14 protein-coding genes and 1 tRNA gene are annotated in these 14365 nt (G+C 67.4%); 12 read left to right on the forward strand and 3 right to left on the reverse strand.

Going from position 1 to position 14365, the window contains the following annotated elements; genetic code table 11:
- Window positions 1–108: 108 nt before the first annotated feature.
- The 8 genes from RU09_RS18000 to RU09_RS02505 all read left to right on the forward strand — a co-directional run bounded on the left by RU09_RS18000 (window position 109) and on the right by RU09_RS02505 (window position 7548).
- On the forward strand, window positions 109–2022 hold the full coding sequence (locus RU09_RS18000) for a sigma-70 family RNA polymerase sigma factor (RefSeq protein WP_052492829.1): 1914 nt from the start codon (window positions 109–111) through the stop codon (window positions 2020–2022).
- 58 nt (window positions 2023–2080) lie between these two features.
- Window positions 2081–3403: an aminotransferase class V-fold PLP-dependent enzyme gene (locus tag RU09_RS02475; protein WP_042537104.1), complete on the forward strand. Its 1323-nt coding sequence runs from the start codon at window positions 2081–2083 to the stop codon at window positions 3401–3403.
- Complete coding sequence (gene sufU / locus RU09_RS02480) at window positions 3400–3834, forward strand: Fe-S cluster assembly sulfur transfer protein SufU (protein ID WP_042537106.1); 435 nt, start codon at window positions 3400–3402, stop codon at window positions 3832–3834. The genes RU09_RS02475 and sufU overlap by 4 nt, the downstream gene beginning before the upstream one ends.
- Before the next feature lie 31 nt (window positions 3835–3865).
- Window positions 3866–4810: a GNAT family N-acetyltransferase gene (locus RU09_RS18005; RefSeq protein ID WP_052492830.1), complete on the forward strand. Its 945-nt coding sequence runs from the start codon at window positions 3866–3868 to the stop codon at window positions 4808–4810.
- Between the two features lie 57 nt (window positions 4811–4867).
- Window positions 4868–5509 (forward strand): NADPH-dependent F420 reductase, encoded by a 642-nt coding sequence (locus RU09_RS02490; RefSeq protein WP_042537109.1) that lies wholly within the window; start codon window positions 4868–4870, stop codon window positions 5507–5509.
- Window positions 5510–5688: 179 nt separating this feature from the next.
- Window positions 5689–6312, forward strand: coding sequence for a GntR family transcriptional regulator (locus RU09_RS02495; protein WP_231567451.1), 624 nt, complete (start codon window positions 5689–5691; stop codon window positions 6310–6312).
- A 116-nt stretch (window positions 6313–6428) separates the two neighbouring features.
- The gene (locus RU09_RS02500; protein ID WP_042537114.1) at window positions 6429–6674 is read left to right on the forward strand and encodes a hypothetical protein; all 246 of its coding nucleotides are present in this window, start codon (window positions 6429–6431) and stop codon (window positions 6672–6674) included.
- A 4-nt stretch (window positions 6675–6678) separates the two neighbouring features.
- A complete protein-coding gene (locus tag RU09_RS02505; protein ID WP_231567452.1) occupies window positions 6679–7548 on the forward strand; it encodes a hypothetical protein in 870 nt (289 codons plus the stop codon).
- A gap of 1 nt (window position 7549) precedes the next feature.
- Here RU09_RS02505 and RU09_RS02510 read toward each other — a convergent pair whose 3' ends face one another.
- Window positions 7550–8389 (reverse strand): SDR family NAD(P)-dependent oxidoreductase, encoded by an 840-nt coding sequence (locus tag RU09_RS02510; RefSeq protein ID WP_042537116.1) that lies wholly within the window; start codon window positions 8387–8389, stop codon window positions 7550–7552.
- A gap of 128 nt (window positions 8390–8517) precedes the next feature.
- Between RU09_RS02510 and RU09_RS02515 the strand changes: the two genes are divergently transcribed.
- The 3 genes from RU09_RS02515 (at window position 8518) to RU09_RS02525 (ending at window position 10675) form a co-directional block, all read left to right on the forward strand.
- Window positions 8518–9099, forward strand: a complete 582-nt coding sequence (locus RU09_RS02515; protein ID WP_042537118.1) for a hypothetical protein — start codon at window positions 8518–8520, stop codon at window positions 9097–9099.
- A 66-nt stretch (window positions 9100–9165) separates the two neighbouring features.
- Window positions 9166–9238, forward strand: a tRNA-Arg gene (locus RU09_RS02520).
- Between the two features lie 519 nt (window positions 9239–9757).
- Window positions 9758–10675, forward strand: coding sequence for a hypothetical protein (locus RU09_RS02525; RefSeq protein ID WP_042537120.1), 918 nt, complete (start codon window positions 9758–9760; stop codon window positions 10673–10675).
- A 195-nt stretch (window positions 10676–10870) separates the two neighbouring features.
- Here RU09_RS02525 and RU09_RS18190 read toward each other — a convergent pair whose 3' ends face one another.
- Both RU09_RS18190 and RU09_RS02530 read right to left on the reverse strand, forming a co-directional pair.
- Complete coding sequence (locus tag RU09_RS18190) at window positions 10871–11398, reverse strand: HNH endonuclease signature motif containing protein (RefSeq protein ID WP_082041006.1); 528 nt, start codon at window positions 11396–11398, stop codon at window positions 10871–10873.
- A 181-nt stretch (window positions 11399–11579) separates the two neighbouring features.
- The gene (locus RU09_RS02530) at window positions 11580–12512 is read right to left on the reverse strand and encodes a LysR family transcriptional regulator (RefSeq protein WP_042537122.1); all 933 of its coding nucleotides are present in this window, start codon (window positions 12510–12512) and stop codon (window positions 11580–11582) included.
- Between the two features lie 71 nt (window positions 12513–12583).
- Here RU09_RS02530 and RU09_RS02535 point away from each other — a divergent pair, with 71 nt between their 5' ends.
- Window positions 12584–14314: an L-aspartate oxidase gene (locus RU09_RS02535; RefSeq protein WP_042537125.1), complete on the forward strand. Its 1731-nt coding sequence runs from the start codon at window positions 12584–12586 to the stop codon at window positions 14312–14314.
- Window positions 14315–14365: the final 51 nt, after the last annotated feature.

The raw sequence follows: 14365 nt of genomic DNA on the forward strand, positions 1-14365 counted from the left end.
ACCGGTCAGATCGCTGGATCGCAAGGCTGGTAGTGAGAAATCGAAAGGGAACCCAGTGAACAACCCGCCCGTTGCTCCTGACTCGATGCGCGCCCCCGGGGCCACGCCGTGAGCGCCTCGACTGTGCGCGAGCGACGCATGCGGACCGCCTCCGAGGTGAGCGACGACGAACTCGTGCTCGCCACCCGCGCGGGGGACAGCAGGGCGTTCGGCGTGCTCTGGGATCGTCATTCGCCGGCCGCACTTCGCGCCGCGCGTTCGATCACGAGCTCCATCGATCCGGAGGACCTCGTCAGCGAGGCATTCGCCAAAACTTTCAGCGCGATCCGCAACGGCGGCGGTCCGACCGACGCCTTCCGGCCCTACATCCTCGCTGCCGTGCGCAGTGCCGCGGCCACCTGGGGAGGCAAGCAGAAGGACGTCGTCGCGCTCGAGTACATCGACGAGCTGCCGGTCGAGCACACCGACGACTCGCTCGACCTGCTGTCAGACAAGGCGCTGCTGACAGCGGCGTTCAAGGATCTCCCCGAGCGATGGCGCACCCTGCTCTGGTACCTCGAGGTCGAGGGCATGAAGCCGCGAGAGATCGCACCGCTCATGGGCATGACCCCGAACGCCGTCTCGGTGCTGGCAGCGCGGGCGAGGGAGGGGTTCAAGCTCGCATGGCTGCAGGCGCACATCACAGAACCCGGACGCGACCCCGAATGCCGGTGGACGTGTGAGCGCATCGTGGCGCAGGGTCGCAAGCGCCATGTGGCGCGCGCCGACCGCGCGCGCTTCGACGCGCACCTCGAACGCTGCATACGATGCACGATGGCCAGTGCCGAGATCGAGCGGGCTTCGTCGAAGCTGCGGGCCGTGCTGCTGCCCGTGGTCATCGGCGGACCTGCGGCGGCAGCCTATTCGGCCGGATCTCCGGCGCCCGCCATGGCGGCTTCGATGACGGGCTGGATGCCCCGAGGAACGTCGCAGTGGCTCGTGGTCGGCGGATCTGTCGCCGCGGCAACGGCGGTCGTCGCGGTCGCGGCGGTCGCCGCGCAGCTGGCGCCGGTCGGATCCCCGGATGCCGACGAGTCGTCCGCACTCGTCGTCGCATCGCCGGCTCCGATCGAGTCGCCCGCATCGGCTGGCGCCCCGGCACCGATCGAATCCCCGGCACCGGTCGAATCTCCGGCACCGACCGAACCTCCGATCGAGGCGGAGCCTCCTGTCGAACCGCAGCCGCCCGCGTCGGTCCCTGAGCCGCAGCCCGATCGCGAGGCCGTCGAGGATCCGATCGCCGTGCCTCCGGCGCCCACGGACATCACCGAGCCTTCGACACCGGGGGACGTGCGCACCCCACCCCCGGTACGGCCGCCGGCGGCCCCCGCGCAACACCCTCCGGTCGTCGAGCCTCCCGTCGTGGACCCGCCGGTGGTGGACCCTCCGGTTGTGGAGCCTCCGGTGGTGGGGCCTCCCGTGGTGGAGCCTCCCGTGACGATCTCCTGGATCATCCTGCCGACCACGGCCGTTCCGCCGGTGATCACCGGCACCGGGACGCCGGGTGCAGCCGTCGAGATCGTCGATGAGACGGGGCGCGTGATCGCCACGACGGTCGTCACTGCGGACGGAACGTTCTCGGTTCGTCCCGACATCGAGTTCCTTCATCAGGGCATCTCGATCTCGATGCGGCAGACCTCGCCGACCACGGGCGAGCAGACGGCGAGCGAGCCGACCGGACCGGTGTACTTCCCCGTCCCGGGACTGGGTGAGGACTCGGACGGGGTCATCTCGCGCACGGATTCCGACGGCGACGGGAGGCGCGATGACCTCGCGCTCGATGTTCGGGGCGTCGCCGGGTCGACGGCATCCGTATCCGTCGACGGGGGTCCTGCGTCGACCGTGCTGCTCACGGGCGCGTCGACCGTCGTGTCGTTCGTCGATATCCGGCCGGGACTCCATCGGGTCACGCTGCGATATGTCGACCCGGCGACGGGGACCTTCGGGTTCGCAGACACAGACCACATCCTCGTGGTGCCCTGACCGACTCCTCTGCGCGAAGGGGCGCCCCGCAGGGTGCGCCAGATGAGAAGCTAGAAGGATGAGCCTTTCCCGCGAATCCGACGTGATCGCCCCATCGGGAGGTGGCGCTCTGACCGATGTGGAGGTGCAGCGCCTCCGTGAGGACTTCCCGATCCTGCGCGCCGAGGTCAACGGACATCCCCTGACGTATCTGGATTCGGGCGCCACCTCGCAGCGTCCCCTCGCCGTGCTCGACGCCGAACGCGAGTTTGCCTCGACGCTGAACGCCGCCGTGCATCGCGGCGCACACACCCTCGCCGCCGAGGCGACGGAGGTGTTCGAGGATGCCCGCGCGACCGTGGCGCGGTTCGTGGGCGCCGACGAGGGCGAGATCGTCTGGACGTCGAACGCCACCGAGGCGCTCAACCTCGTCGCCTATTCGATCTCGAACGCGTCGCTGGGACGCGGGGGAGCGGCTGCCGAGCGTCTTCGGCTGCGTGCGGGCGACGAGATCGTCACCACCGAGATGGAGCACCACGCGAATCTCATCCCGTGGCAGGAGCTCGCGGCACGTACGGGGGCGACCCTGCGGGTGATCCCGCTCGACGACGACGGGGCCCTCCGACTCGATGCCGCCGCCGACCTCATCACCGAACGCACGAAGCTCGTCGCGTTCACACACGTGTCGAACGTGCTCGGCGTGATCAACCCCGTCGAGCAGCTCGTCGCCCTGGCCCGCGCGGTCGACGCGATGGTCGTGCTCGACGCCTGTCAGTCGGCACCTCATCTGCCGCTCGACGTGCGCGCGCTCGATGTCGACTTCGCCGTGCTGTCGGGTCACAAGATGCTCGGCCCCACCGGCATCGGCGCGCTCTACGGTCGGCGCGAGCTGCTCGAAGCCATGCCGCCGTTCCTCACGGGCGGTTCGATGATCACGACGGTCACCACCACGGAGGCCGCCTATCTGCCGCCGCCCCAGCGCTTCGAGGCCGGCACCCAGCGGGTCTCGCAGGCGGTCGCGCTCGCCGCGGCGATCGACTACCTGACCTCGGTGGGCATGCCGCGCATCGCCGCGCACGAGGCCGCCTTCGGCAGACGACTCGTCGAGGGGCTCACAGCCATCGACGGGGTTCGCGTGCTCGGCGCCGGCATCGACCTGCCGCGCGTCGGGCTCGCGAGCTTCGACGTGGACGGCATCCACTCGCACGACGTGGGCCAGTTCCTCGACGATCGCGGCATCGCCGTGCGGGTGGGGCACCACTGCGCGCAGCCGCTGCATCGTCGTCTCGGCATCACGTCGTCGACGAGGGCCAGCACCTATCTGTACACGACCCAGGCCGAGATCGATGCAGTGCTCGACGGCGTTCAGGGTGCGATCGACTTCTTCCGGAGGGGCGCATGAGCGACCTGCAGAACCTGTATCAGGAACTCATCCTCGACCACTCCCGCACCCCGCACGGGTTCGGGCTGCGCGGCGAGATCGCCGCGCAGTCGCACCAGGTGAATCCGACCTGCGGTGACGAGGTCACCCTGCAGGTGCATCGCGCCGACGACGGCAGCATCGAGGCGCTCGCGTGGGAAGGCCACGGATGCGCCATCTCGCAGGCCTCCGCGTCCCTGCTCGCCGAACTCGCCGAGGGGCTCACGGTCGACGAGCTCGAGATCCGCATCGCCGCGTTCCGCGAGGCGATGCGCTCGCGAGGCAAGATCGAACCGGATGAGGAGCTGCTCGGCGACGCCGCCGCCCTCGGGGGCGTCTCGCGCTATGTGGCGCGAGTGAAATGCGCCATGCTGGCGTGGGTCGCCGTGGAGGACGCACTCCACAAGGCATGAGCCTCGGCGCCGTGCGGTGCAGGATGGACTCATGCCTCTTGACCTGACCCCGCTCAGCGCAGACCGCTTCGACGACTGGCTCGAGGCCACCAGAGCGCGGCTCGTGACGCTCCGGCAGGAGTCGGGGATGTTCGTCGGCGAGGACGCGGGCTCGCACGTCGATGCCGTCCTGGGTGACCTGCTCTCGGCCGGCCACGAGACCGAGACCTCGCTCATCCTCACGATCGATGAAGAGGGCACCCGCGTCGGCACGGTGTGGCTCGCCGCGAACAGCGGGGTGCTGATCATCGTCGATCTCGCGTTCGCGATCGATCCGACCGCGCGACAGCTCGACGAGCTGCTCGATGAGCTCCGGTCTTTGGCACGCAGGCAGCACGTCGGTCGCCTCAGCATCGCGTTGCACTCGTCCGACACCGCGGGCAGAGCCTTCGTCGAGGGACGAGGCTTCGAGGTCGCGTCGATCCAGATGCTTCTCGAACCTCTCCCGTCTCGCGCGCCTCGCGCGTCCGGTGGCCTTGTCGTGACACCGATGACGTCCGAGCGATTCACGAGCTTCGCCGCGGCATCCGAAGCGGCCTTCGCCGAGGATCTGGTGTCTTCCGGCCGGTATTCGGCAGAGGATGCGGTGGTCGAGTCGCACCGGCAGATGGAGCTCGAACTTCCCGAGGGCATCGATTCGGAGGGGCAGGAGCTCTTCACGGCCCACGTCGACGGCGCCGAGGTCGGGGTGCTGTGGATCGGTGTGCGCCGCCGGGGTGGGCGTCCGCATGCGTTCATCCTCGACATCGAGATCGCGTCCGATCAGCGTCGCAAGGGCTACGGTCGCGATCTCATGCTCGCGGCTGAGCATGAGGCGGCACGGCTGGGAGCAGACTCGATCGGGCTGCATGTCTTCGGCTTCAACACCTCGGCGATCACGCTCTACGAGAGCCTCGGCTACCGCCGGGTCGAGGAGCGGTTCCTGCTCACGGTGTGATCGGCGACACGCGGCGTCATGGGGGAATAGCAGGGCCGCGCACACGTTGGCCCGAGCATGACTACTCTCGGAATCATCGGTGCAGGACACATCGGCAGCCAGGTCGCACGCGTCGCCGTGGCCAACGGCTATGACGTCGTGATCGCGAACTCGCGCGGACCGGAGACCCTCGCGGGCCTCGTCGCGGAGCTGGGCGATCGGGCGACGGCCGCGACTGCTGCCGACGCCGCCACCGCGGGCGACGTCGTGGTCGTCACGGTGCCGCTCGGCAAGATCGACCAGCTGCCCGTCGAGCAGCTCGCCGGCAAGATCGTGCTCGACACGAACAACTATTACTTCGAGCGCGATGGGCACATCGACGCCCTCGACCGGGGCGAGACGACCACGTCGGAGCTTCTGCAGGCGCAGCTGCCGACCTCGCGCATCGCCAAGGCGTTCAACCACATCTACGCCGCCGACATCACGACCGACGGGTCGCCGGCGGGCACGCCCGATCGACGCGCGCTCGCCACGGCCGGTGATGATGCCGAGGCCGTCGCCTTCGTCACCCGCTTCTACGATGAGGCAGGCTTCGACACGGTCAACGTCGGATCCCTCAGCGAGTCCTGGCGCGTGGAGCGCGGCCGGCCGGCGTACGTCGTGCGACAGAACGCCGACGAGCTGACGGCGAACCTCGCGATCGCGAACCGTCTGCCCTGACGTGAGGGGAGAGGGGAGGAATGCCGGCGGCATCCGCTCCCCTCTCTCAGGTCAGCCGTCCGACGAGGCACGGAACGGTAACATATGCGTTCCGTTGGGATACCAAACTTGTCGGACGGATCGGCGAGTGCGATAATTCCGGCATGGTGGGGGTGGGGACTACCGGCGAACTCGAGTCGGTGAGGGTAACGCGCGTTCTGCGCGACGACATCGTGCTCGGTCGACGCGCCCCCGGATCCCGGCTCATCGAACGCGACATCGCTGCGGAGCTCAACGTGTCGCGGCTGCCCGTGCGCGAGGCGATCCGCACGCTCGTCGGCGAGGGAGTGGTCGTCGCCCGACCACGCAGTTGGGCAGTGGTGCGGGAGTTCACGCATGATGACATCCGGGACTTCGGAGAGGTCCGAGAGGCGATCGAGACGCTGATCTTCGTCTTCGCCGCTGAGCGCCATACTGACGAGGGAATCGCGCGGCTTCGGGCGGCCTACGAGCGCGAGTTCGCCGCCGCATCCGCCGACGAGGTCGAAGCCGCCCGCATAGCGGCGGGCGAGTTCCACGAGATCGCCGCCGAGCTCGCCGGTAACGAGATGCTCGGCGAACTCATCGCCGTCTTCGTCACGCGCCTGCGCTGGCTGTTCGGACAGCACGACGATCTGCTCGGAATGGCCGAGGAGCACCGCCTCATTCTCGACGCTGTCGCAGCGCGTGACACCGACACCCTCCGCTGGATGATCCCCCGGCACCTCGCCAGCGGTCAGGAAGCCGCAGAACGGCGCCTGAGCGATCAGGCGTACTCGATCTGAGCGTCCGGTCTGTCCCGCCCCGCGCTGAGCGCGCACCGGTCTGGAGAGTGCTTCCCGGCGAGGATATATTGGCCCTACGGAATCGTTCCGGAAATCGTCGTGTCCTGGGGAGCGATATGAGAGGCGTTGCCGTCGTCGCCGGTGGGCTGCTGCTCCTCGGCGGAACGGTGCTCATCGCTGTCGCCGATCAGCAGCGCGTGGAGGCGCTCGCCGAGGCTAGGGCGGCCGTCGTCGAGGCCGAAGAGCGGCTCGACGCCGCTCACGAGGTGAACTTGCGCCTCGCAGGGCAGCTGACCACGCTGCGCACGGCCATCGCCGAACAGGAGACGCTCCTCTCCGACACCTCGGGTCTGCTGCCATGAGGGGATGTCTGTGATCCGACGGGTCCTCTCTGTCGCCATGGTCGCCGCGCTGATGCTGGGTGCGGGCGTCGTCGCTCGCGCCGTCGCTCTCGACGAAGACAGGGCGGCCGTGATCGCCGAGCTGCAGTCGCTTGCGCAGTCGACTCGGACGGCGCAGATGCGCACCGACCATCTCGAAGGGGCGATCGCGATCGCCGAGAAGGACACCGCTGCGCGCGCCGCCGTGCTCGAGGTACGGCCCGCGTTCGTCGCTGAGATCACCGCGCTGAGAGTGGCGATGGAGGGAGCAGACGGCAAGATCGACACCTCGGCGCACCGGGCGGCCGCGATGTCGGCGCAGGAGTCGGTCCTCGCCGAGCGGAAGAACCCGGCAACGGTCATCGCCGCCACCGCCACCGTGCATGCGCTCATCGACAGGGTGGGGCAGGACATCGGCAGCTGGGAGGCGGCGCAGTACGCGGCGCCGTCGGGCCCGGCCTGGTCGTCGAGCGGGCCGGATGGATTCGCGCGGGTGCGCGCCGCCCTCGACCGGGTCGGAGGAGGGGGCGTCGGCCTGTACGAATCGGCCTCATGTGCGGGAGGCACTGCGCCGGCGTGCGCGAACAGCAGCGGCTACATCAAGTACCGCGCCGACATCGTGGACTGGAGCGTCGACCGGCTGAACTGGGCGATGGCGCACGAGCTGGCCCACATCTATCAGTTCCGGGTCTGGGGCGCCCTGACCTCGTCGGACGTGTACTACTCGTCCTTCGGCGGAGACCCCGAGTTCCTCGCCAACTGCATGGCGGTCGTGCGCGGCTACCCCGGGTCCATCGGGTGCGACAGCGAGCAGCAGTCGTGGGCGTCGGGGATCTGGGTCGGCGCGGTCCGCTGAGTCAGGCGATCGGGGTGGTCGTGTCGATGGCCTCGCGCAGAGGGCCGCGCATGACCCGCCAGTAGCCCGTCGGTGCGAGGCGAGCGAGAACATCGATCAGCCGCGCCTCCCTGCCGACCATCGTCCGCGCGCGGCGACGCTCAGTCGCCTGCACGATCAGCGCGGCGGCATCCGTCGGCTCGGTGTGATACATCGCTGCCTGCGCCGCCGCGGCGCGCGCGGCGACCGCCGGATCGATCGCGGCCGCATATCTTCCGTGCAGGATGATCCCCGTGCGCACGCCGGCGGGGTAGACCGCACCGACCGTCACCGAGGTGCCCTCGAGTTCGTGTCGCAGCGCCTCGGAGAACCCGCGCACCGCGAATTTGCTCAGGGAGTACGGGATGCGTCCGGCGGGCGCGGCCAGCGCGTACACGCTCGCAAGGTGCGAGATGTGCGCAGCGGGTGCCGCACGCAGGGCGGGCAGCAGCGCCTTCGTGATCGACACCGTTCCCCAGAGGTTCACATCGGTCAGCCAGCGCATCTCCTCCATGGTCAGCTGTTCGAGATCTCCGAGCATCGACGAGCCCGCGCACGTGATCAGAGCGTTCACGCGCGGATGCGCTGCGGTGATCTCGTCGGCCGCGGCGAAGACGGCGTCGTCGTCGCGCAGATCGACGACGTGCGTGGTGACGGTGGGACCCCCGAGTTCGGCGGCGATGGCCGCGAGCCCCTCGGCGTTGTGGTCGATGAGCGCCAGATGCACGCGCCGGCGCGCGAGCAGGCGGGCGATGTCGGCGCCCATCCCACTCGCAGCGCCGGTGATGACCGTCGTGCTTCCGGTGAGCGTGAGACGCTTCATTGCACCCCTCCTGGCGGCGATCGGAGCAGCAGCCGGTCGCGGAGCCGGTCGCGGAGACCCGATTCCGATCCATTCTGGCCCACTGCAACCGAGAGCGATACCGGTACGCTCGAAGCAAGGAGGTAGCGGTGGGACGAACTGCAGATGCCATCGCAGAAGGCGTCGCGATCGCGACCGCTGCGGCGCGCCTCGCCGTGAAGAATCACATCCTCATCGGCACGATCGCCGAGAACGGCGTCTTCGACACGGACAAGTACATCGCCGATGCGCGCGAAGCGCTGCGGGCGATGGCTGAGGAGTCCGAAGAGGTCGAGCGCAACATGACCGAGTTGCGCAAGCGCGCTCGCGGGCGCCACTCCGACCCCTCGGGAACCCACGACTACCGGGACCGCGATGTGCGCAACCTGCGTCGGCGGGCCAAGCAGTCGCACGGGGTCGCGATCAAGCTGCGCGACATGATGGATGATGAGGCCGCGTTGCGCGTCATCGTCGAAGAGGCCCGCGAGGGCGCCTGGGCCGATGTGCGGCACAACCTCGATCGTCGACTGCGCGTCGAGGGCATGCGGCCCGATCAGGATCCCGATTACGAGCGCATGCGCGAGGCGCGGATGCAGGCGCTGCGCCTCGTCGATCTGCAGGCGCTGTCGTCTCTGCAGCGCGCGAAGGCCAAGCGCAAGAAGAAGCAGAACACGCCCGACAGTGACGAGTGAGCCCTCGTTTCGCTTTCGTGTCGCGTCTGTTGTAGGCTGTTCTACGGCCCGCTGAGCGGTCCAGGAGCGCCCGTAGCTCAATGGATAGAGCATCTGACTACGGATCAGAAGGTTAGGGGTTCGAGTCCCTTCGGGCGCACATCAGCTGAAACCCCCGTCGCGAAAGCGGCGGGGGTTTTGTCATTTCCTCCCTATCTCGCGGCAAAGTGGGACATGGAAGCGCAGAACAGGCGGTCGCCGCGTGCGGATGTCGCACTCCACGGTTCGCGATTATGGGGCTAGGCATTGTACTAAGCGGGGGCTTGTCCATGCTTTCACTCGTCAAGCCCGGCTTCACCAAGCAGAGCGGCGTGCTCCGCGTCGTTCAGCGGCACCGCATCGTCACCCGCGATATCGTCCTGCGGAACGAGGCCGCAAAGCGCTAGAGACACGTCTCCGACCTCGATGAAGTACTGATCTATGAAACGCGCAGCGGCTTTAAGCCAGCGACGACGCGAAGTTCGTCCCGAGTGACCTGCCAGTGCCCGACCTGGTCGGAGTACAGATGGTGGGCGAGCGGATCGAGTTCACGGGAGAGCGGTTGTTCCCGCGCGGCGCGAGCGACCAGGTACGGTGAAGCAACCGCCGATGAGGCACCGGGTCGAGCAGATAGGTCTCCATGTCCCCTCTCTACAAGCGCAGACGCGAGCTTGCGGCGCTCGAAGAACGCGAGCGTCAGGGTGAATCGTTTTGGTCGGAGAACTTCTCGATAGAAACCAGGAACCGACTTCAGTTGGTGATGCAGAGTGGTGCGGGTGGGGGCGACTATCGAACCATCGAAGCCTCGATCCGCGTCTTGCTTGCAGACCTCGGTTTGCTTTCGCTCTACAAAAATGCGCACGGCGATTCGAGAGACCAGTTCTTCCGCTATCTCGCAGAATGTGACGACGACATGGTGCCCTCCGTGGTCGAAGCATTTGGCAAGGGGTACGAGCGCGCATTCGAAGAGGAGGCTCAGCGCCAGTCGTTCTTCAGCGGTCAGCCTCCACAGGATGGTCGCATCCCGATTGATGCCCTGCTTGTGCGCGAGATCAACCGTGTGCTCGCGGAGGATCGCATCGCATTTGAGTACGTTGGCGGTGAGATGGTGCCCTTCGCGTCTCGGGAACTGCATGTCGAGGTCGTTGAACCTGTCTTGCGGCTCTTGGCGACACCAGGGTGGGAGCGAGTTGAGAAGAGCTACCAGAGCGCGCTCTCCGAGCTTGCGCGCGACGAAGGCGCGGATGCGATCACCGATGCGGGCACCGCGCTTCAAGAAGCACTCTCGTTCCTCGGCGCAGAGGGAAACCAGCTTGGCGATCTGACGACATCGGCAAAGAGCAAAGGGATCATCGCGTCACACGACGCTCCACTCCTCCAGACGATCGACAAGGCGTGTCGATGGGCGTCTGCTGACCGGAGCAACAAGGGCGACGCGCGCAACGCCGACGAGGCGAGCCGCGAAGACGCCTGGTTCACGGTTCATGTTGTCGGCGCGATCCTGCTCCGACTCACGCACACGACTCCGCGAGGCGCTACACCCGGATTGCCTTCGTAACGTCTACGAGCGACTCAGCTGGCTGGAGCGACTGATCGGGCAAGCTCAAGCGATCTCGGAAGACTTCCAACGACGGTCGCTGACGAAGGAAGTTGTTCTCGAGCGCCGCGGTTTTTCACGTCGTCGAGGCGTCTCGACCAACTAGTTCGTGCTCGACCATGATCCACGGCCCCAAGGCCAAAATGGGCGAGGTGATCATGCGAGAGAGTGCCGCTTCACCCAGTCATCTACGAAAGCCCGCCCGGTCTTCGTCAAAGAAAACGCGTGAGAAGTGTAGATGAGCCCGCCATCTTCTGTTTCCAGGACGACTGACATGGGCGCGGGTGAAGCAGATATCAATTCTGCTGACAGAAGTTCGCGCACCAATATATTGTCCTTCGGGCCCTGCAGATTGACGCTCTTAAGATCTGGATCTGCGGCAAAAGCCTCAAGAATTCGCCGTTCGATGTCGACAAAGCGCCCGTTCAGTAGCCCTAGATTTGCCTTGATCGCACGAAGGTTTTTCCGGTCTAGTCCGGACACGTTGCTACGGTTGCCGCGATGATGGTTCGCGCAGAGAACAATCATGTTGTCGAAATCGTGTCGCTTGACCTTCGCCCAGGGTTTGATGTGTTCCATTTCGAGGGCCGTAGTCGATCCGCAGATTGGTACAGCGCACTTGTATCCGACCTCTAGGAACAACCGTCGTTTGAGTTCCGACGGTACAGGTGGACGTTTCGTCATAAGACGATGATGGCTTGCGGGAGTATCGCGATCAAGTTTGCGAGCTTACGAACGCTTGAATGAGCTGCGGGCCCTCGCCGTGAAGGAGAAGTCGCGCAGTGAAGGACCCAACAACGGTTCCGCCCTTCGTTACGAGTGTTCTCCTTCGCAGCGGGCGGAGCGAATCGGTTCCTGACTCGCCTCAGTCGAGCAGGCTCGTGATGGCCGGGTCGCGGCGGGCGACCTCTGCCGCTGTGCCGATGATGACGTGGCGAATCGCGGCGACCGCGACGGCGGGTGTGACGTCGGCGCGGTGGGCCAGGCTCACGGTGCGCCTCATCATCGGGTGCGAGATCCTGACCGAGCGCAGCGCCGGCTGATCGAGCAGCACCATCGCCGGAACCACGGCCACGCCGACGCCGCGTTCGACGAAGCGGAGCAGCGCGTCCATCTCTGCGCCCTCGAGGACGACCGTCGGAGTCAGTCCCGCCGAGCGGAAGGCCGCGTCGGTGGTCGCCCGCAGCTCATAGGTCTCGTCGAGGGCGATCAGCGGCAGCGTGGCGAGATGGTGGAGGCTCATGATCGACGACGTCGACACCGGAGGCTCGGACGCCGCAGACACGACGACGAGCTCCTCGGTCAGCAGCGGCATGCGAGTCAGACTGAATCCCGAGGGCGGGGGCCCCTCCGACTCCGTGATGAGCGCGATGTCGACGGCCCCGACGGCCAGCTGGTCGACGAGCAGCCTCGACCCGCTCTCGGTCAGGTGCAGGTCGACGCCGGGGTGCGCGGCATGGAAGGTGCTGATCGCCTCGGCGACGAGGCTGATGCAGAGAGTGGGTGGTGCTCCGAGACGCACGCGTCCGCGGCGGAGCCCGGCGAGCTCGGCCATCTCCTCGCGAATCGCGTCTGACTCTGCGAGCATCCGCTGAGCGCGGGGGAGCAGAGCCTCTCCGGCCGCGGTGAGGCCGATGTGGCCGCGTGCGCGGTGGAACAGCTCGGCGCCGAGTTCGCGCTCGAGGGTCGAGATCTGTCGGCTCAGCGACGGCTGTGCGAGGTGCAGGTGCTCGGAGGCGCGGGTGAAGTGGCCGAGGCGGGCGACCTCGACGAACCCGCGGAGCTGCTCGAGGTTCATGTGTTCACTGTATCGATACCAGTAGAACAATGCATTGGAGTTATCAGGGCACCCTACCTAGCGTGGAAGGCATGAGTACTCGCGAACGTCAGATCTCCACCACGGTCCTCGTCATCGGCACCGGCGGATCCGGGCTGCGGGCGGCGATCGAGGTCGCCGAGCACGGCATCGACGTCCTCGCCGTCGGCAAGCGCCCCCGACAGGATGCCCACACCTCCCTCGCCGCCGGCGGCATCAACGCCGCGCTCGGCACCATGGACGAGGGAGACAGCTGGCAGCAGCACGCGGCCGACACCATCAAGGAGAGCTATCTGCTCGCCAATCCCCACACGGTGGAGATCGTGACGCAGGGCGCCGAGCGCGGCATCCGCGACCTCGAGCGCTGGGGCATGGATTTCGCCCGCGAAGACGACGGACGCATCTCGCAGCGGTTCTTCGGAGCTCACACGTTCCGTCGCACCGCGTTCGCCGGCGACTACACCGGTCTCGAGATCCAGCGCACCTTGGTCGCGAAGGCCGAGCAGCTCGAGGTGCCGATCCTTGACCACGTGTACATCACGCGCCTGCTCGTGCGAGACAACGTCGTGTTCGGTGCCTACGGCTTCGACCAGTCAGACGGCACGCGCTATCTGATCCACGCGGATGCCGTGATCCTCGCCGCCGGCGGCCACAACCGCATCTGGCGCCGCACCTCCTCGCGTCGCGACGAGAACACCGGCGACTCGTTCCGGCTCGCGGTCGAGGCGGGCGCCCGGCTGCGCGACCCCGAGCTCGTGCAGTTCCACCCGTCCGGAATCATCGAGCCCGAGAACGCTGCAGGCACGCTGATCTCCGAGGCCGCACGTGGTGAAGGCGGCATCCTGCGCAACGCGCTCGGCGAGCGATTCATGTCGAAGTACGACCCCGAGCGCATGGAGCTCTCGACCCGGGATCGCGTCGCGCTCGCGGCATACACCGAGATCGCCGAGGGCCGCGGAACGGAGAACGGCGGCGTCTGGCTCGACGTCTCGCACCTGCCTCGCGAGACGATCATGACCCGTCTGCCTCGCGTCTACCAGACGATGATGGAGCTGCAGATGCTCGACATCACCACCGACCCGATCGAGATCGCTCCCACGGCGCACTACTCGATGGGCGGCGTGTGGGTGCGCCCTGACGACCACCAGACCGACGTCGACGGACTCTACGCGATCGGCGAGGCGTCGAGCGGACTGCACGGGGCCAACCGCCTCGGCGGCAACTCGCTCATCGAGCTGCTGGTCTACGGCCGCATCGTCGGTCAGGCGGCCATGGCGCATGCGGCGGGGCTCGACGCCCAGCGTCGGTCGGCCGATGCCGTGGCGCAGGCCCGAGCAGAGATCGACGACCTTCTCGTCGCCGACGGCCGCGAGAACGTGCGGGCGCTGCAGCGCGCCATCCGCAACACCATGACCCAGCACGCGGGTGTCGTCCGCTCGGAGGAGGGACTGCGGGCAGGTCTCGCCGAACTCGACATGATCGAGGGACGCATGGAGGACATCGGCATCCACCCCGACATCGCCGGCTTCCAAGACCTCGCGCACGCGTTCGACCTGAAGGCGTCTGCTCTCGCCGCACGGGCCACGCTCGAGGCGGCGCTGGAGCGTCGGGAGACGCGTGGATGCCACAACCGCAGCGACTACCCCGACACCGACCCGACGCTGCAGGTAAATCTCGTCTGGTCGCCGACCGGCGGCGTGACGCACGAGTCGATCCCCGAGATCCCCGCGGAGATCGCCGAGCTCATGCGCGAAGTCGACACCGAGGGCAAGCTCGTCGAGTAGCCCTCACCGAACTCGCTCCCGTCGCAGGGTGCATCGCGACGGGAGCGGCCG

Source organism: Microbacterium sp. MEJ108Y, from assembly GCF_000834175.1.
GTDB lineage: Bacteria > Actinomycetota > Actinomycetes > Actinomycetales > Microbacteriaceae > Microbacterium > Microbacterium forte.